Consider the following 17,458-nt stretch of genomic DNA (forward strand, 5'->3'; position numbering starts at 1 on the left):
GACTTCTGACAGCTCCGTCCGCCGAGCCCGGTACCCCCGGGTGTGGTCGGTCGGGGCCGCTGGGGTGTGCGCGGACGTCTGCGGGCAGCCGTCTGCCCGTATTTGTCGACAAGGAGACAATATGCCGAACGCCGCACTCGTCGGGGCGAGGCCCCCTGATACCTCCGGTGGATCCGCCGCCGGGCTGTACGCCGCCGTCGCCCGCGGCGCCTTCCGCCGCTACTCCACCTACCGGGCCGCCACCCTGGCCGGCACCTTCACCAACACCGTCTTCGGCATCATCCTGGCCTCCTCCTTCCTCGCGCTCTGGCAGGCCCGCCCGGGCCTCGGCGGCTACGACCAGAGCCAGGCCGTCACCTACATCTGGGTCAGCCAGGGCCTGCTGGTCACCATCGCGGTCTGGGGCGGGGGCTTCCAGGACGACGTCCAGGACCGCTTCCGCAGCGGTGACATCGCCGTCGACCTCTACCGCCCGGTCGACTTCCAGGGCTGGTGGCTGGCCACCGACCTCGGCCGGGCCGGCTTCCAGGCGCTGGTCCGCGGCACCGTGCCGATGCTGGTGGGCGCGCTGGTGTTCCGCACCCGGATGCCCGAGCACCCGCTGACCTGGGTGTTCTTCCTGCTCTCCGCCCTGCTCGCGCTGCTGGTCAGCTTCGGGCTGCGGTTCCTGGTCTCGATCACCGGCTTCTGGCTGCACGACTCGGAGGGGGTGCGCGCGGTGATGCTGGTGGTCTCGATGTTCTTCTCCGGGATGCTGCTGCCGATCGCGCTCTTCCCCGGCTGGCTCGGCGACCTCGGCCGGGTGCTGCCCTGGGCGGCCCTGGTCAAGGTGCCGACCGACGTCTTCCTGGAGCGGGCCGAGGGCAGCGGGCTGCTCCCGGCGCTGGGCTTCCAGCTCGGCTGGGCGGCCGTGCTGCTCGCCGCCGGGCGGGGTGCCCAGTGGCTGGCGACCCGCCGGGTGGTGGTTCAGGGTGGCTGATCCCCTCGCCGCTGAGCCGCTCGCCGCTGAGCCGCTCGCCGCTGAGCCGCTCGCCGCTGAGCCGCTCGCCGCTGAGCCGCTCGCCGCTGAGCCGCTCGCCGCTGACTCGTTCGCCGCTGACTCGTTCGCCGCTGACTCGTTCGCCGCCCGGACGTCCTGGGCGGTCCGCTCCTGGTGGCTGTGCGCCCGGATGTGGATGCGCTCGATGATGGCCTACCGGGCCTCCTTCTTCCTGAACCTGCTGGCCAGCCTGGTCACCCACTCCCTCGACTTCGTCGTCCTGGTGATCATGTTCCGGCACACCGACCGGCTCGGCGGGTGGAACCTGCCGGAGATCGCCTTCCTCTACGCCACCGCGACCTTCTCCCTCGGCATGGCCAACCTGCTGGTCGGCTCGGCCGACGGCCTCGGCGTGCGGATCATGAGCGGCTCGCTGGACACCATGCTGATCCGCCCCGCCCCCGCGCTGTCCCAGCTGTGCGCCGAGCGCTTCAGCCTGCGCCGGCTCGGCCGCCCGCTCCAGGCCGTGATCGTGCTCGTCTGGTCGCTGGCCACCCTGGACGTGCACTGGACCTGGGACCGGGTGCTGCTGGTGCCCGTCCTGCTGGTGTGCGGCACCGTCATCTTCGGCGCGATCTACGTCGGCGGCGCCACCGTCCAGTTCTGGTGGGGCGAGTCCAAGGAGATCCAGAACTCCTTCACCTACGGCGGCGCGACCCTGCTGCACTACCCGCCGACCATCTTCGCCAAGGAACTGGTCGCCGGGGTGGTCTTCGGCGTCCCGCTGGCCTTCGTCAACTGGCTGCCCAGCCTGCGCATCCTCGACCGGCCCGACCCGCTCGGGCTGCCCACCGCCTTCCAGTACGCCTCCCCCGTCGCCGCCGCGCTGTGCGTCGCCGCCGCCGGGACCGCCTGGCGGGCCGGACTGCGCGCCTACCGCGGCACCGGCAGCTGAACCTCCGTACTCCGTAAGGAACTTCCATGGCACTGATCGAACTCCAGGACGTCCGCCGCAGCTTCACCGTGCGGGCCCGCACCGGCCGGTTCAGCCGGGTCAAGCGCGAGGTGCGCGCGGTGGACGGGCTCAGCTTCACCGTCGAGGCCGGCGAGTGCGTCGGCTACATCGGCCCCAACGGCGCCGGCAAGTCGACCACCATCAAGATGCTCACCGGCATCCTCGTCCCCAGCTCCGGCCGGCTGCGCGTCGCCGGGGTCGACCCGGCCCGCGAACGCGTCGCGCTGGCCCGCCGGATCGGCGTGGTCTTCGGCCAGCGCACCACCCTGTGGTGGGACCTCCCGCTGCGCGACTCCTTCGAACTCGCCCGTCGGATCTACCGCATCCCCGACCGGCGGTACCGCGAGAACCTCGGCCGCTGCGTCGAACTGCTCGATCTGGCCGGCTTGTTGGACACACCCGTCCGGCAGCTCTCGCTCGGCCAGCGGATGCGCGGCGACCTCGCGGCCGCGCTGCTGCACGACCCCCAGGTGCTCTACCTGGACGAGCCGACCATCGGCCTGGACGTGGTCAGCAAGGGCAAGGTGCGCGAGTTCCTGCGCGAGGTCAACCGCGACCGCGGCACCACGGTGCTGCTCACCACCCACGACCTCACCGACATCGAGCAGCTCTGCGACCGGGTGATGGTGATCGACCACGGCCGGGTCGTCCACGACGGCGGACTGGACGGGCTGCACGCCGCCGGGCGCAGCGAGCGGACGCTGGTGGTCGACCTGGCCGAGGCCCGGCCGCCGATCGAGGTGGCCGGGGCGCGGGTGGTGAAGGTCGAGGGGCCGCGCCAGTGGCTGGCCTTCCCGGCGCGGGAGAGCGCGGCGCCGATCGTGGCGGAGGTCGCGGCGCGGTACCCGCTGGTGGACCTCTCGGTGCGCGAGCCGGCCATCGAGGACGTGATCGCGCGGATGTACGCCAGGGTCACGATCGGTTAGCGCGGTCGGGCCGGCGTTCGCCGAGGTCGCGATCGGCCGGCCGACTCGCGAGGGTGTTCGGGCCCGGTCACCCGTCCGGGGAGGGCACGTGACTCCCCGGCGGGCGGCCGAGTTGACGGGGCGAGGTTCCGTTCGACCAAACCCCGCTCGGCCGCACCCCCCGCTCGGCCAAACCCGCCCGGCCGTACCCCGCTTGGCCAAACCCGTTCGGCCGCACCCCGCTCGACCACACCCCGGAGGCCCGCCGCCCGATGACCGTACCCGACGTGACCGTGGTGGTCGCGGTCTACAACACCATGCCGTACCTCACCGCCTGCCTGGACTCGCTGGTCGGGCAGTCCCTGGCGCCGGGGCGGCTGGAGGCGGTGGTCGTCGACGACGGCTCCACGGACGGCGGGGAGGCGCTGCTGGACGAGTACGCCGCCCGGCACCCGGAGCTGTTCCGGGTGGTCCACCAGCCCAACTCGGGCGGCCCGGCCGGCCCCGCCAACCGGGGGCTGGCGATGGCCCGCGGCCGCTACGTGCTGTTCCTCGGCGCCGACGACCGGCTCGGCCCGGAAGCGCTGGAACGGCTGGTCGCGGCCGCCGACGCCTGGGGCTCGGACGTGGTGGTGCCCAAGCAGGTCGGGGTGAACGGGCGGCTGGTGCCGCAGGGCATCTTCCACGCCGACGCCGAGTCGGTCGGCTTCACCGACTCGGCGCTGGCCTGGGCGCTGTCCGACACCAAGCTGTTCCGGCTCGACCTCATCCGGCGCCACGGGCTGTGCCACAACGAGGAGTTGAAGGTCTTCTCGGACCAGTCGTTTACCCTGGAGGCCTGCCTGCGCGCGGGCCGGGTGTCCGTCCTCGCCGGCTACGACAGCTACTTCCTGGTGCTGCGCGAGGACCGGGGCAACGTCACCGAGCGGGCCTCGGTGCCGGACCGGCTGCGCGGGATCGCCGCGCTGCAGCAGGTCGCCGCCGACCTGGCGCAGCCCGGTGAGGAGTTGGACGCGATCCGGGCCCGCAGCTTCGGCTGGGACGTGCCCCGGCTGCTCCAGGACGGCTTCCTGCTGCTGGACGACGGGCTGCAGCGGCGGGTGTGCGTGGAGGTCGGCCGGCTGGTCGAGCGGTTCGGGGCCCGCGCGGTGTACCACCGGTTGCCGGTCGCGGCCCGGCTGCGGCTCGAACTCGCCGTCGCCGTACGGCCGGAGGCGCTGCGCGACCAGATCCGCTACGAGGCGGCGCACGGCGAACCACCGGTGGTGGTGGACGGCCGGCGGCACTACGCGGGCTACCCGGCGCTGCGGGACGCCCGGCTCGCGCTGCCGGACGAGCTGTTCCTGCTGCGCGAGGAGCCGCTGGTCGCGGACGCCCCGCCGCTCAACCTCGCCCAGCAGCTGTGGCGGGGCGTCGTCCCGGAGCAGCTGCGGCGCGGCCTGCGGCGCCATCCGGCGTGGCGCCGGCTGGCCAACTCGGTGAACCGACGACGGGGATGACGCGCCCGGACGTCTGCACGGCGGGCCGGGCAGGCCGGGTCTGCCGCCGGCCGTGCGGTTCGCGCTGAAGGGGCACCGGGTGATCGGGGCGGACATCGCGCCCCGGGTGGTGGAGAGCGTCAACCGGGGCGAGCGGCCGTTCCCTCGGGAGGAGGGTTTGGGCCAGGCGCTCAAGCGGGTGGTCGCCGAGGACCGGGCCGGCTGCGCGCCACCACCGACACCACGGCCGCGGTGGCCGCCTCGGCGGCCGTCCGTGGGCGGGGCCGGGGGTGCGTCGTGAGTCGGGGCGTGCAGCGGGGCGTGAGCCGGCCGGGCGGGGCGTGAATTGGGTGCGTGAGCCGGGGCGTGCGGCGGGGGTTGAGGGCGGGTGGTCGCCGGTCAGGGCGCGTGATCGCGGGGCACGCCCCCGTCCGCGCCGGGCACCGGGCAGACTGGCGGGGTGAGTGACGAAGCCTTCAGCGGGACCGGCCCCGGAGTCCGGTTCACCGCGGCCGACGAGCAGAAGAGACGCGGCGTCCGCCGGATGAAGACCATCGCGACCGGCCTGCTGGCCTTCGCGACCCTGGTCTTCGCCCTCTCCACCTGGGCCAAGGCGACCGGCGCCGGCGCCTGGGCCGGGTACGTGGCGGCCGCCGCCGAGGCGGGCATGGTCGGTGCGCTGGCGGACTGGTTCGCGGTGACGGCCCTGTTCCGGCGCCCGTTCGGCCTGCCGATCCCGCACACCGCGATCATCCCGACCAAGAAGGACGCCTTCGGGCGCTCGCTCGGCGACTTCGTCGGCGACAACTTCCTGGCCGGACACGTGGTGCGCGGCCGGCTCGCCGCACTCGGCGTCGGCCGCCGGCTGGGGGAGTGGCTGGCCGCGCCGGGCAGCGCCGAGCGGGTCACCAAGGAGGCCTCGGCGGCGCTGCGCGGCCTGCTCGCGGTGCTGCGCGACGACGACGTGCGGGCGGTGGTGGCCGAGGCGGTGACCCGGCGGGCCGCCGCCACCTCGGTGGCCGAGCCGATGGGCCGGATGCTGGGCAAGGTGGTCGCGGACGGCGGGCACCGCGGCGTGGTGGACCTCGTCGCCGTCCGGGCGCACGGCTGGCTGACCGCCAACCACGAGGACGTGGTCCGGAAGGTCAGCCAGAAGACCCCGGGCTGGACGCCGAAGTTCCTCGACCACCAGGTCGGCGAGCGGGTCTACAAGGAACTGCTGCGCTTCGTCACCGAGATCCGGGACGACCCCGACCACCCGGCCCGCGGCGCGATCGACAACTTCCTCGCCGACTTCGCCACCGAGCTGCAGACCGACCCGGAGACCATCGCCCGGGTCGAGCGGGCCAAGGGCGAGCTGCTGAACCGCCCCGAGGTGCAGGACCTGATCAACTCCACCTGGGCGGCGGTGCGCACCCTGGTGATGGGCGCGGCCGAGGACGAGGACAGCGAACTGCGTCGGCGCATCCGCGAGGGCGTGCGCCGCTTCGGTGAGCGCCTGGCCACCGATGCCAGGCTGCAGGCCAAGGTGGACGGCTGGCTGCAGGACGCCGCCCAGTACCTGGTCGACACCTACCGGGCCGAGATCACCTCGCTGATCTCGGAGACGGTGGCGGGCTGGGACGCCGACGACGCCTCCCGCAAGATCGAGGCCAACGTCGGGCGGGACCTGCAGTTCATCCGGATCAACGGCACCGTGGTCGGCGCGTTGGCCGGGCTGCTGATCCACACCGTGGCGTCCGCGCTCGGCGGCTGACCCCGGGCCGGCGCCCGGCCCGCCCCCGGCCCGGCGCCCAGAGCCGGGCGCCCGGGTTTGGGCCTATCCTGGGCCGATATTCGCGATACGCGCGTAGAAGGCGCGGAGCAGCAGGAGAAGGGAACCACCGTGGTCCAGCCGGACGGAAGTCGGATCGGAAACCCCACTGGTAGCGGCAGCGCCGCGGACCGGAGCATCGAGGCGTTCATCGCCGGGATGCCCAAGGCGGAACTGCACGTCCACCACGTCGGCTCCGCCTCGCCGCGCATCGTCGCCGAGCTGGCCGCCCGGCACGCCGGGAACTCCAAGGTGCCGACGGACCCGGCGGCGCTCGCCGAGTACTTCACCTTCACCGACTTCGCGCACTTCATCGAGGTCTACCTGAGCGTGGTGGACCTGGTCCGCGACGCCGAGGACGTCCGCGCGCTCACCTACGGCGTGGCCGAGGACATGGCCCGGCAGAACATCCGGTACGCGGAGCTGACCCTCACCCCGTACTCCTCGGTCAAGCGCGGCATCCCGGACGTGGCCTTCATGGAGGCGATCGAGGACGCCCGGCTGCGCGCCGAGAAGGACCTCGGCGTGGTGCTGCGCTGGTGCTTCGACATCCCCGGCGAGGCCGGGCTGGAGGCGGCCGAGGTCACCGCCCGCCTCGCCACCGAGCTGGCCCCCGAGGGCCTGGTCAGCTTCGGCCTGGGCGGTCCGGAGATCGGTGTGCCGCGGCCGCAGTTCAAGCCGTACTTCGACCGGGCGCGGGCGGCCGGCCTGCGCTCCGTGCCGCACGCCGGTGAGACCACCGGTCCGCAGACGGTCTGGGACGCGATCCGCGAGCTCGGCGCCGAGCGCATCGGGCACGGCACCCAGGCGGTCAAGGACCCGGCGCTGCTCGACCACCTCGGCGAGCACCGCATCCCCCTGGAGGTCTGCCCGACCTCCAACATCGCCACCCGGGCCGTCGAGCGGATCGAGGACCACCCGATCAAGCGGATGGTGGACGCCGGGCTGCTGGTGACCGTCAACAGCGACGACCCGCCGATGTTCGGCACCGACCTCAACACCGAGTACGCGGTGGCGGCGCGGCTGCTGGGGCTGGACGAGACCGGGGTGGCGGCACTGGCCCGCAACGCGGTCGAGGCCTCCTTCCTGGAGCAGGCGGGCAAGGCACGTCTGGTCGGCGAGATCGACTCCTACCTGGCCGGCTGGCAGCAGGGCTGACGTCTCCGCTGGTGAACCGCCCCGTCGACCTCGGTCGGCGGGGCGGTTCCGTTTGGTGGCGCCGGGCCTTCCGGGTGGTGGTGCCAAAGTGCTGCCACAAATGCCTCGACATGGCACCATGGCTGTGCCATGCTCTGACCATGGACCTCACGCCGTACGTCGAAAACCTCCGGAACGAGCTCGCGGTGGCCGCCGCCACCGGCGGGGACGAAGCCCGTGCGCTGGCCGAGCGGCTGACGCTCCCACTGGAGTCGGCCGTGCGGCTCACCCTGCTCAACGCCCTCTCGGCCGCCATGGGCGAAGTCACCCGTGACCTCGCCCCGGGCTCGGTGGACGTGCGGCTGCGCGGCCTCGATCCCGAGTTCGTGGTGACCGCGCCGCCCGGCTCCGGTGGCTTCCACGGAGAAGTGCCGCCCGTTGCGCCGTCGATGGCATCACCGATGGCGTCGCCGGTGGCGCCACTCGTGCCGCCCGTGGTGCCGGAGTCCGATGAGGCGGGCACCGCCCGGATCAACCTGCGCCTGCCCGCGAACCTCAAGGCCAGGGCGGAGGAGGCCGCCGGACAGGAGGGCCTCTCGCTCAACGCCTGGCTGGTCCGGGCCGTCGCCGGCGCGGTGGAGGGCGGCCGCCCGCCCGCCCGACCGGCCGCCGACCTCGGCACCCGCACCACGCGCGGCGTGGGCGGCCAGGGCTTCACCGGCTGGGTCCACTGACACCTCCGGCACCGACCGACCATCTGCCCCTTCAACGTCACCCCCGCTGCGACCAGCGGGAACACCCACACGAGCCAAGAGGACGGGACAGCCATGCCTACGTACGAGACCGACGGACCGATCTCCGTCGCCCTGGACTTCGAGATCGGCTCGGTGTGGATCCGGGCGAGCAAGCGCACCGACGCGACGATCGAGGTCCGGCCCACGGCCGCGACCAGGGACGCCGACGTCAAGGCCGCCGAGCTGACCCAGGTCGACTTCTCCGGCGGTCGGCTCACCGTCAAGGGCCCCAAGCAGCGCACCGTGTTCTCCAGCCGGAAGGGTTCGATCGAGATCACGGTCGAGCTGCCCCTCGGCTCCGAGGTGCACGCCGAGTCCCCGATGTCGGACTTCGTCACCGAGGGCCCGCTCGGCGACTGCCGGATCAAGACCTCCATGGGCCGGATCCAGCTCGACCGGGCCGAGCACGTGCGGATCAAGACCGACATGGGGGACATCCGGATCGGCACCGTCGCCGGGAACGCCGAGGTGACCGGCTCCGGCCGGATCGAGGTCGGCACCGTCGACGGCTGGCTGACCGTCAAGAACAGCAACGGCGACACCGAGATCGACGAGGTGCGGGGCGAGCTGACGGCCAACTCCTCCAACGGCCGGATCCACGTCGGCTCCGCCGAGGCGGGCGTGGAGGCCAAGACGGCGAACGGGCACATCCGGCTCGGCCAGGTCGTCCGGGGCAAGGTCAACCTGCAGGCCGGCGTCGGGGACGTCGAGGTCGGCATCGCGGAGGGCACGGCGGCCTGGCTCGACGTGCACAGCAAGTTCGGCGCCGTCCGCAACGACCTCGGCCCGGCGCAGGGCCCGGGCGACGCCCGGGAGACGGTCGAGATCCGTGGCACCACCCAGGTCGGCAGCATCACCATCCGGAGGGCCTGATGGCGGCGATCTCGGCGGTCGGGCTGACCAAGTCCTACGGGGACAAGGCGGTCCTGCGAGGCATCGACCTCTCCATCCCGGCGGGCACCGTGTTCGCCCTGCTCGGGCCCAACGGCGCCGGCAAGACCACCACGGTGGAGATCCTCTCCACCCTGATCCCGGCCGACGGCGGCTCGGTCCGGGTGGCCGGCCACGACGTGGTCCGCGAGGCCGACGGGGTGCGCAAGGCGATCGGGGTGACCGGCCAGTTCTCGGCGGTGGACAACCTGCTCACCGCGGAGGAGAACCTGCTGCTGATGGCCGACCTCAACCACCTCCGCCGTCGGGAGGGGCGGAGGCGGGCCGAGGAACTGCTGCGGCGCTTCGACCTCACCGAGGCCGCGCGCAAGCCCGTCGTCACCTTCTCCGGCGGCATGCGGCGCAAGCTCGACCTGGCGATGACGCTGGTCGGCGACCCCGAGGTGATCTTCCTGGACGAGCCGACCACCGGACTGGACCCGCGCAGCCGGCGCACCATGTGGGAGATCATCCGGGGGCTGGTCGCCGACCACGGCGTGACGATCTTCCTCACCACCCAGTACCTGGAGGAGGCCGACCAACTCGCCGACCGGATAGCCGTCCTGGACGGCGGCCGGATCGTCGCCGAGGGCACGGCCGAGGAGCTGAAGCGGTTCGTCCCCGGCGGTCGGATCCGGCTGCAGTTCGCGGACGCCGGGCAACTGGACGCCGCCGCCACGCTGTTCGAATACGCCACCGCTGACGAGGAGGCGCTGCGATTGGACATCCCGGGGGACAACTCCGTGGTCACCGTGAAGGCCGTGCTGGACGCACTCGACAACGCCTCCGTGCGAGCCGAGTCGCTGGTCGTGGAGACGGCCGACCTGGACGACGTCTTCCTGCAACTCACCGGGGAGGGTGCGCGATGAGCGCGATGACGACCTACGCGGTCAGCGACTCGCTGACCATGCTGCGCCGGAACCTCAAGCGCGCCCAGCGGTATCCGGCGATGACCTTCTCCGTCGTGGTGATGCCGGTGATGATGCTTCTGCTCTTCAACTACGCCTTCGGGGGCGCGTTGGGAGCCGGCATCGGGGGCGGGAGCTACATCGACTACGTGACGCCGGGGATCGTCCTGATGACGGCGACGGCGGGTTCGGTCGCCACGGCGGTGGGCGTCTGCGTCGACATGACCGAGGGGATCGTCAACCGGTTCCGGACGATGGCGATCTCGCGATCGGCGTTCCTGACGGGGCACGTGGTCGGGAGCGTGATCCAGACGGTGGTCGCGCTCGTGCTGGTGATCGGTGCGGCCTTCGCCATGGGGTTCCGGTCGAGCGCGGGCCCGGTGGAGTGGCTGGCGGCCGCAGGGCTGCTGCTGTTCGTGACGCTCACGCTTACGTGGATCTCGGCGGGCATCGGGCTGGTCTCGAAGACGCCGGAGAGCGCGAGCAACACGCCGCTGCCGCTGACGTTCCTGCCCTTCATCGGCAGCGCGATCGTCCCGCCGGACTCGATGCCGACCGTCCTGCGGTGGTTCGCCGAGTACCAGCCCTTCACCCCGATCATCGAGACCCTGCGCGGCCTGCTGATGGGCACCGGGATCGGCAACAGCGGCTGGATAGCCGTCGCCTGGTGCACCGGCCTCACGCTGGTCGGCTACTTCTGGTCGCGGAGCGTCTTCTACCGGCGGTGACGGGGGTGCCGCCGGACGGCCCGGGAGGCGGGGAGACTCGCCGCCCGGGCCGCGCCGGCGTCCCCGGGCACCGGCCTCCTGGTCGAAACGGCCGCCGAGATCGTCGCCGAGACCGGGCGGGTGCTCGTCCTGCACGTCATGGACAGCGACGTCGTCTTCGCGCAGGCCTTCGGCCCCGACGGCCCCGGCTGGCACTGCGCCCTGAGGCCCTGGGGTTCGGGTTCCAGGGCGGTGAGTCCCTGGTCCCGTAACGGAGGGTCCGTCAGCAGCCCCGGGCGCGGCAGCCCCCTGTAGTAAAGTCCGCGCAAAGATCGACAAAAGACCGCCCGGGGGGACGGATGACGGCGAGGCGTCGCAGACAGATCGCCTGGGGGCTCAGAGGCGCGGCACTCCTCGCGCTGCTGGCGTACCTGCCGGGCTGGCACGCCTCGCGCTCCGGCGGCCTGGTGGTGCTCGAGCACTGGCTCAACCGTCCGATCCTGCTCATCGGGACGGCGGTGGTGCTGATCGTGGCCTCGCTGCTGATCGAGTTGGAGTTCCGCACCCGGTTCGCGCAGATCGGCTGCGCGGCCGTCCTGGCACCCCTCGTCGTAGCCGCGGTGCCGGTCCTGGCCCTGTCCCTGGTGTTCAGCAGCCACGGAGGTCGGGAGGATCGGTTCGTCAGCCCGAACCGTCCGGACCGGGTGCTGACCGTCACCAACGTCGCCTTCTCGACCGACCCCGTCTACCAGGTGGAGCTGGAGGCCGGCAGCGGCTGGTCCGCCCGTCACTGGAGCATGGGCACCTGGAACACCCGGGGCGGTGACTTCGTCCGCATCGACTGGTCCGGCCCGGACCAGATCACCGTGACCGGCCGCGAGAAGCTCACCGTCTTCGACGTCCTCCCCGACGGCAGCCCGAGCGTGCCCCGGGTGCTGCCCAGGCAGGATGCGACTGCCGGCGCGGGCTTCTAGCATCACCGGACCACCTCCGGGCCCCGCGCCCTCAGGAGCCCTGAGCGCGCGGGCCCGTTGAGGTGGGGTTCAGCCCGAGGTGGCCGGGGAGTCGCAGAGGGCTTTCTCCTCGAAGGCCCGGTAGAGCCGGTCGGACTTCCGGCGGTCGCTCTTGTCGTACTCGTTGTAGGAGATCGCGTACTGGCGGCTGCCGTCCCGGGTGCCGAGCAGGCCGGTCGAGTAGCCGGGGATCTCGCCGGGGTGACCCCAGAACTGGCCGCAGGAGAGGTCGTAGCGGACCACGCCGAGCCCGTACTCGGCGTGGTCGGGCGCGTCGGGGATCGGAACGGTGGCGGTCATCTCGGCGAGCTGCGCCGGGGCGAGCAGGTGGCCGCTGAACAGGGCCGCGTGGAAGCGGGTGAGGTCGTCGGTGGTGGAGATGGCGGCGCCGGCCGCGTCCGCGATGGTCGGGGAGAGCCGGGTGACGTCCGCCGCGCCCTCGGAGAGCTTGAAGTAGCCGCGCGCGTGCGGGCCGGGGATCGCGGTGGAGGTGGTGGGCAGGGTGGTGTGGTGCAGCCCGAGCGGCCGGATGATCCGGTTCTCCACCTCCTCCCGCCAACTGTTCCCGGTGACCTGCCGGATGAGCATGCCGATGACGACGTAGTTGGTGTTGGAGTAGTGCCAGCCCTGCCCGGGGGCGAAGTACGGCGACATGGCGGCGCCGATGGCCAGCAGCCGTTCCGGGGTGTACTCGATCCAGCGGCCGGTGGCGAGGAACTCCCGGTTGCCCGCCTCGGTGGTGTCGCGCACCTTCGGGTCGTCCAGGTAGTTGCCCAGCCCGCTGGTGTGGTTGAGGAGTTGCCGGACGGTGATGGCGGCGCCGTTCGGTACGGCGCCGGGGAGGTAGTGCTCGATCGGGTCGTCGAGCCCGATCCGCCCCTCGCCGACCAGCTGCAGGGTGACGGTCGAGACGAAGGTCTTGGTGACGCTGGCGATCCGGAACCGTCCGTCGGCGTGGGCCGATCGGCCAGTGGCCAGGTCGGCGGTGCCGGCCGCGCCGCGCCAGGTGATGCGCCCTTGGTCGCGGACCTCGGCGAGGGCGGCGGTGCTGGTGCCCTGCTCGACCAGCGCGTTCAGTTCGGGCTGTAAGCCGGCGGCGGCCTGGCTCGCGGGCGCGGCTGCCGCTGCACCCGGTGCGAGCGAGGCGAGGGCGGCGGCCAGGAGCGTAACGCCGATTCGGCGGCGGGAAAGGCGAGTTGTGGTCATGGCGCCACGCTCGCACCGGGCGGTGGTGGCGGTCCTCCTTCCGGCGAAGGGCCCGGCTCTCCGTCTTTCGGAGGAGAGCCGGGCCTCCGTCCGGAGGAGGTGCGGGCCTCAGGCCGGGTGGGTCACCAGCGGTCGATGCCCATGGTGTTGGCGGCGCTGTGGATGGCGTTGTAGTGCGGGATCGACATGTCGGACTTCTTCTGGGCGGCCGGGAGGTTCCGGTCGGCGGCGCGGAACTCGTCGCGGGCGGCGGCGAGCAGGCTGGTGCCGTAGGAGACCGGGACGTCGCTGGTGCCGTGGGCCGGGTGGGACTTGGCGGCCGTCTGGCTGCCGGCCTGGGCGAGGATGCTGCGGGCCTGGTTGTAGGCGGCGGCCTTGACCGTCTTCGGGTTGTTGATCTGCGCCTGCACCCCGGCCACCGACCGGGTCTGCTCGGTGGCCATGGCGACGGGGGCGACGGCGGCGGTGAGGGCACCGGCGGTCACGACGGTCACGAGGGCGTTGCGGACGATCCTGTTCATTCGAAATCCTTCCATGGGAATCCCAAAGGTTCGCCTCCGCGCGAGACTTGGGAATCGTCGGAGTGCGAACGCCTCCGCACTACCCATGCCTCCGCGAGCGGAAAACCGGCTTCCGCCGGGTTCGTTCGGAAGCGATGGGATCAGGACGTTTTCTGGATTTCGGGAAGTCGGATCGTCAGACTTGAAGGGTGAAACCTGATCTCTACCCCGACCTGGTCGCCGCCGGCAGCCTCTCCGCCGCACTGGAGGCGACGGCCGCCGAACTGGCCGTGGACATCACCGTGGTGCCCGGCGCCTGGGGCGGGCCCTCCTCGGCGGGCATCGCGGTCCCGGCCCCCGGGCGGAAGCCGCTCCAGGTCCACATCGGGGCTGAGGAGCGCTGGTTCAGCGTCAGCGGCTGGAGCCGGGGCGCCGAGATGATCACGGGCTTCACCACGGACCTCCGGGACGTCATCCGGGCCGCAGAGGCCTGGGGCGGCGGCGGGAGCCTGCGGGAGATGCGCGCACAGGTGCCGTTCCTCACGTACACGGAAACCGCCGAGGCCCACGAGCGCGGGCCTGCCGCCGTGGTCGAGCTGCAGTGGCATTGGCTCCGGGAACAGGCCGCCGAGGAGCCGGAGTTGACCGGGTTCGGCCTGCTGGTCGAGGCGGCCCACGCGCAGCCGAGGCTCCGGCAGCTGTTCCCGGTCACCAGCCATGGGACGCTCTGCTTCCTGCCCCGCACCGGTTACCCCTGCAAGCCGGTGGTCGCGATCGACCCCGCTCGCGACGGCGACCCGTACCGCGTGCAACGGTTCCCGCACGGTGGCCTGATCGCCGAGGTCGGGACGGCCGAGGAAGCCGCCGCGCTGGCCGTCGCCCACCTGCCCGCCGACCTCGGCCCCGCCCTGGCCGGCAGCGACGAGGACGAGTGAGCGGCACCGCCGGGCCCCAGCCCGACCTGGACGAGATCGAGCGCTGGTTCGCCGCCGTGGCCGAGGGCCGGGTGAGCCGGGACGAGGCCGACCGCTGGGCGGCCCGGTGGTTCCTCGACGACTGGCTGGAGTGGGACGAACTCTCCCTCTGGGCACTGGGCAAGCTCTTCGGGATCGACCTCCCCACCGGTCCCGGCGGCGAGTACCTGCACGACGACGAGCAGGTGCGGGAGTGGCTCGGCGAACTGCGCCGCCGCCGACGGGCCGGGTGAGGGACAGCCCCGTCAGGCATCCGAGCCGTCGAAGTCGTACGGCGGGATGGTCCAGCGCAGCACCGCACCGCCGGCCGGGTCGGCTGCCAGGGTGACCGGATGGACCTGGCCCCACTCCCGCTCGCCGTGGTGCCGGATCGAGTGGTCGCCCTGGTCCCAGTCGAGGCCGAGCACCTGGCAGCCGCCGACCTCGATCGCGCCGACGTGCAGCGGGTGGCCCCACGCGGCCCGCTGGAAGCGGTAGTGGTCGTTGTGCTGGTCGATCGAGACCATGAGGCCCTTGCCGTGGTGGCGGTCCCGCCAGGCGGTGAGTTCGGCCGCGCGGGCTGCCGCCTCGGCGATCGGGAGGTCGAGCCACCCGTGCGGCCCGACGGCGCCGTACCGGGCGATCCGCTCGCCGCCGAACCGCGCGTGCGCGTCGTCCGCGTAGCGGCCCCAGTAGGTGAGGTCGGCGAGTCCGTCGGTCCTCTCGTGGTCCAGCCCGGTCCACGCCTCCAGCCCGGTGGCGTCGCCGATCACCATGCCGCACCGGTCGACGGGCAGGTCGCCGAGCGGGACGGGCTCCGAGGTGCGGGCGGGCCAGGGGAGTCCGAGGGCGATCTCCAGGGTCGCGATCGTCGGTTCCCCGTCGAACGGCGACGGCGAGGTGGTCGCCCGTACCCGCAGCGGCCGGTCGGCGGCCGCCGGGACGGCGACGGCCTCGCACTGCTCGGCCCGGAGGTGGGCTCCGCCTGCGGCGGCCGCCGTGCGGGCGCGCTCGGCGAGCGGCTGTCCCGGTTCCGGCCAGTAGTCGATCCAACTGGCCATGCCGAGCACCAGCACCCCGGACGGTGCGGTGACGGATCCCAGGTCGACGAAGGTTTCGGACATGCGCTGATCGTGCCGTTCCGGTACGACATTCCCGCAGCTACAGGCTGCCGCCGAGGTGGACGCGGTAGACGATCGTGGCGCCGTCGGTGCTCACCTCGGTGCAGAGTTCACGACGGTCGATCAGCCAGCCGTTCGCCTCGCAGCGCTGCCGGGGCCGGAGCCGGTCGGCGGCCTCCGCCGTCGGCAGGTCGGGCGGGCCCGCCAGGTAGAGCGTGCGCCAGCAGGTGGCGCCGTTGCCGTTGCCGCAGCCCTGGCCGGTGCCGAGGCTGGTGTAGCCGGGCGGCGGCGCCGGCAGGGCCCGCGCGGAGGGGACGTCCGCCTCGTGGAAGAACACGAGCGCCAGCAGCGGGGTCACGGTGAGGACCAGGGCCAGCTGGGTGTGGAAGGCGATGCCCGCCACCCGGGACCAGCCGCCGGGGCGGTCGGTGCGCGGGCCGGCGATCCGCCGTTCCAGCCACAGCCCGAGCAGCACCGCGAGTTCGGCGACCGGCGTGTACAGCAGGTACAACTCGGCCTCGCTGCGCAGCTGCAGCAGGTCGAGCGCCACCGCGAGCACCAGCGCCAGCCAGAGCAGCAGCGCGGCGGCGACGGGCGCCCGCAGCGGCGTCGCCCGGGCGCGCAGCAGCCAGTGGACGACCGGTAGCAGCGCGAACGGCACCCCGACGACGGCCCACATCACGATCCGAACCCCCTCCCTGCCGCGAACGACGGCACCCTGAGAGGACGGCCGGGCCCCGGAATCCGGTTCCGGCACGAAGGAGTCCCCCTCAACGCCCGCCGCAGGCTTACGCGTTGCCCCAGGAACGGGTGGACAGCACCAGCAGGTAGCCGTCCGGGTCCTGGACGGTCACGCCCCAGGTGTTCCAGTACGGATTGTGCGCCGGCACCCGCCGGCCGCCGTGCTGCTCCAGCCGCTCCACCAGTGCGTCGCTGACCGGTTCGCCGAGGTAGACGACCAGCAGGTCCTCGGCGGTGGGCCGCGGTTCGACGGGCGTGGCGGGGTCGTGGACGAGTTCCAGGTGCCAGGCGGCCGTGGGCCAGCCGACCATGAGGAGCGAGTGCTCGCCGGGGGTGGTGCCGTCCGTGGTGTGCCGGTGCAGGACGTCGAGGCCGAGGCCCGCGACCCAGAAGCGCTCGGCGGCCGCCAAGTCCCGCGAGGGGCGGGCGATGCGGATGTGTGCGGTGGCGTCGGCCGGCATGGGTCTGGCTCCAGGTGTGCGGGGGCGGGGTGCGGTGTCGGTGCGCAGCTAGCCTAGGGATCACGGGGCGGGCTGCCATCGGACGCTGGTCCTACTCCGCCGGTCCCCGGTCCGGCGGTGTCCGGACTCCCGTCCAGGCTGCGGGCCCATGGCCGAACGAGTCGAACGACAGGTGTGGGCGGGCGTACGGGAGCGGGTGCGCGCGCTGGCGGACGATCCCCGCAGCGGGGCGGTGTTCGGCTCGTGATCTGGCCGACCTGTCCCGGCTGGCCGAGCCGTTCCCCCGGCAGGGGCCCGATCCCGAACTGGTGCGGGCACTGCTCGCGGAACGTGTGAGGAGGAGGACCTCGCCCCGCTGCTCGATGCGCGCGGCGAGCCGGTGACCTTCGCCCGGTGGTACCTCGGCCGGCTGAGCAAGAGCGAGAGCGAGCGGAGGGTGTCGGCGGCCCCGGAGCAGGGCTGATCGCGATCGATCCGGCCGGAGGAAACCGCCGTTGACGACGGAAACCCGAACAGCTCCATCGCTTGCGGCAATTCGGGGCAACCTGATTCGTGCACGGACTCCACTTGGATTACGCACCCTTGCGGGTCCCGTGGCGGGTCGCCGTCGTGCCGAACGCTCGGTCACGGATTCGAGGGAGCACCCCAGAAGGAGGGATTCCTGCCCTCATGAGCCGCTGGTGGCAAATGCGGACGGGCCCGGCACCTGTGGAGGTGCCGGGCCCGTCCGACTGTGGAGCGCCAGGCCCGGGTTGCACGGACTCTTCCTACTGAAAGTAGGACGTGCTCTGGTAGCA

Annotated in this window: 18 protein-coding genes; 13 read left to right on the forward strand and 5 right to left on the reverse strand. The window is 72.7% G+C overall.

Features of this window, described 5'->3' with window-relative positions:
• Positions 1 to 121 precede the first annotated feature (121 nt).
• The 11 genes from ACWCYO_RS20405 (at position 122) to ACWCYO_RS20455 (ending at position 11,640) form a co-directional block, all read left to right on the forward strand.
• Positions 122 to 979 (forward strand): ABC transporter permease, encoded by an 858-nt coding sequence (locus ACWCYO_RS20405; RefSeq protein ID WP_270146727.1) that lies wholly within the window; start codon positions 122 to 124, stop codon positions 977 to 979.
• Positions 972 to 1,934, forward strand: a complete 963-nt coding sequence (locus tag ACWCYO_RS20410; RefSeq protein WP_449784993.1) for an ABC transporter permease — start codon at positions 972 to 974, stop codon at positions 1,932 to 1,934. Before ACWCYO_RS20405 ends, ACWCYO_RS20410 begins: the two co-directional genes overlap by 8 nt.
• Positions 1,935 to 1,960: 26 nt before the next feature.
• Positions 1,961 to 2,920, forward strand: a complete 960-nt coding sequence (locus ACWCYO_RS20415) for an ABC transporter ATP-binding protein (protein ID WP_449784994.1) — start codon at positions 1,961 to 1,963, stop codon at positions 2,918 to 2,920.
• Between the two features lie 251 nt (positions 2,921 to 3,171).
• Complete coding sequence (locus ACWCYO_RS20420) at positions 3,172 to 4,398, forward strand: glycosyltransferase family 2 protein (protein WP_449784995.1); 1,227 nt, start codon at positions 3,172 to 3,174, stop codon at positions 4,396 to 4,398.
• 439 nt (positions 4,399 to 4,837) lie between these two features.
• A complete protein-coding gene (locus ACWCYO_RS20425) occupies positions 4,838 to 6,133 on the forward strand; it encodes a DUF445 domain-containing protein (RefSeq protein ID WP_270146731.1) in 1,296 nt (431 codons plus the stop codon).
• 195 nt (positions 6,134 to 6,328) lie between these two features.
• Positions 6,329 to 7,348, forward strand: a complete 1,020-nt coding sequence (locus tag ACWCYO_RS20430; RefSeq protein WP_449785007.1) for an adenosine deaminase — start codon at positions 6,329 to 6,331, stop codon at positions 7,346 to 7,348.
• Between the two features lie 140 nt (positions 7,349 to 7,488).
• Positions 7,489 to 8,061: a toxin-antitoxin system HicB family antitoxin gene (locus tag ACWCYO_RS20435; protein WP_449784996.1), complete on the forward strand. Its 573-nt coding sequence runs from the start codon at positions 7,489 to 7,491 to the stop codon at positions 8,059 to 8,061.
• 93 nt (positions 8,062 to 8,154) lie between these two features.
• On the forward strand, positions 8,155 to 8,994 hold the full coding sequence (locus tag ACWCYO_RS20440) for a DUF4097 family beta strand repeat-containing protein (RefSeq protein ID WP_449784997.1): 840 nt from the start codon (positions 8,155 to 8,157) through the stop codon (positions 8,992 to 8,994).
• Positions 8,994 to 9,920 carry an ATP-binding cassette domain-containing protein gene (locus tag ACWCYO_RS20445; RefSeq protein WP_449784998.1) on the forward strand — a complete coding sequence of 309 codons (927 nt, stop codon included), beginning with the start codon at positions 8,994 to 8,996 and terminating at the stop codon, positions 9,918 to 9,920. Before ACWCYO_RS20440 ends, ACWCYO_RS20445 begins: the two co-directional genes overlap by 1 nt.
• Positions 9,921 to 9,925: 5 nt before the next feature.
• Entirely contained in the window at positions 9,926 to 10,687 is a 762-nt protein-coding gene (locus ACWCYO_RS20450) for an ABC transporter permease (RefSeq protein WP_405000830.1), read from the forward strand.
• A gap of 338 nt (positions 10,688 to 11,025) precedes the next feature.
• Positions 11,026 to 11,640: a hypothetical protein gene (locus ACWCYO_RS20455; RefSeq protein WP_449784999.1), complete on the forward strand. Its 615-nt coding sequence runs from the start codon at positions 11,026 to 11,028 to the stop codon at positions 11,638 to 11,640.
• A gap of 69 nt (positions 11,641 to 11,709) precedes the next feature.
• Here the strand turns inward: ACWCYO_RS20455 and ACWCYO_RS20460 are convergent, their stop codons facing one another.
• Together ACWCYO_RS20460 and ACWCYO_RS20465 are read right to left on the reverse strand one after the other, a co-directional pair.
• Positions 11,710 to 12,885: a serine hydrolase domain-containing protein gene (locus ACWCYO_RS20460; RefSeq protein WP_270146737.1), complete on the reverse strand. Its 1,176-nt coding sequence runs from the start codon at positions 12,883 to 12,885 to the stop codon at positions 11,710 to 11,712.
• A 122-nt stretch (positions 12,886 to 13,007) separates the two neighbouring features.
• On the reverse strand, positions 13,008 to 13,406 hold the full coding sequence (locus ACWCYO_RS20465; RefSeq protein WP_270146738.1) for a hypothetical protein: 399 nt from the start codon (positions 13,404 to 13,406) through the stop codon (positions 13,008 to 13,010).
• Positions 13,407 to 13,594: 188 nt separating this feature from the next.
• Here ACWCYO_RS20465 and ACWCYO_RS20470 point away from each other — a divergent pair, with 188 nt between their 5' ends.
• Both ACWCYO_RS20470 and ACWCYO_RS20475 read left to right on the forward strand, forming a co-directional pair.
• The gene (locus ACWCYO_RS20470; protein WP_449785000.1) at positions 13,595 to 14,320 is read left to right on the forward strand and encodes a DUF6193 family natural product biosynthesis protein; all 726 of its coding nucleotides are present in this window, start codon (positions 13,595 to 13,597) and stop codon (positions 14,318 to 14,320) included.
• On the forward strand, positions 14,317 to 14,592 hold the full coding sequence (locus ACWCYO_RS20475) for a hypothetical protein (protein WP_270146740.1): 276 nt from the start codon (positions 14,317 to 14,319) through the stop codon (positions 14,590 to 14,592). Before ACWCYO_RS20470 ends, ACWCYO_RS20475 begins: the two co-directional genes overlap by 4 nt.
• A gap of 12 nt (positions 14,593 to 14,604) precedes the next feature.
• Here ACWCYO_RS20475 and ACWCYO_RS20480 read toward each other — a convergent pair whose 3' ends face one another.
• From ACWCYO_RS20480 to ACWCYO_RS20490, 3 genes are all read right to left on the reverse strand, one after another.
• Positions 14,605 to 15,462 carry a hypothetical protein gene (locus ACWCYO_RS20480; RefSeq protein ID WP_449785001.1) on the reverse strand — a complete coding sequence of 286 codons (858 nt, stop codon included), beginning with the start codon at positions 15,460 to 15,462 and terminating at the stop codon, positions 14,605 to 14,607.
• A 37-nt stretch (positions 15,463 to 15,499) separates the two neighbouring features.
• Positions 15,500 to 16,141: a hypothetical protein gene (locus ACWCYO_RS20485; RefSeq protein ID WP_449785002.1), complete on the reverse strand. Its 642-nt coding sequence runs from the start codon at positions 16,139 to 16,141 to the stop codon at positions 15,500 to 15,502.
• A gap of 106 nt (positions 16,142 to 16,247) precedes the next feature.
• Positions 16,248 to 16,661: a VOC family protein gene (locus ACWCYO_RS20490; protein ID WP_449785003.1), complete on the reverse strand. Its 414-nt coding sequence runs from the start codon at positions 16,659 to 16,661 to the stop codon at positions 16,248 to 16,250.
• Positions 16,662 to 17,458 lie beyond the last annotated feature (797 nt).

The sequence above is a fragment of the Kitasatospora sp. NPDC001683 genome (genome assembly GCF_053596495.1).